Genomic DNA, 272 nt, shown 5'->3' on the forward strand with positions numbered 1-272 from the left:
TTTCAGGAAAACGCGGTGTGTTTACATTTATAACGTGTGTTATATCATCTATATCAAGACCACGCGCCATTACATCTGTCGCTACCATCATACGTACTTTACCTTCAGAGAAGGCATTGATACTGTTTATACGATAATTTTGTGTCTTGTTAGAGTGTATGAGGTCTACTTGCCCTGGGAAAGCTTCTTCAAGCTTGAGGTATAGCCTGTCTGCCATACGCTTGTCTCTTACAAAGAGTAATGTTTTTGGGTACGCTTTCGCGGAAGCGAGC

General features: G+C 41.9%; 1 protein-coding gene. It reads right to left on the reverse strand.

Translation table 11 applies throughout. From position 1 onward, the window contains the following. Positions 1–217, reverse strand: a 217-nt coding sequence (locus ACRHOZ_RS20980) for a helicase-related protein (protein WP_431130228.1), incomplete at its 3' end; no start/stop codon positions are given. Positions 218–272 lie beyond the last annotated feature (55 nt).

The sequence above is a fragment of the Flagellimonas flava genome (assembly GCF_050617915.1).
GTDB classification, from domain to species: domain Bacteria; phylum Bacteroidota; class Bacteroidia; order Flavobacteriales; family Flavobacteriaceae; genus Flagellimonas; species Flagellimonas flava_A.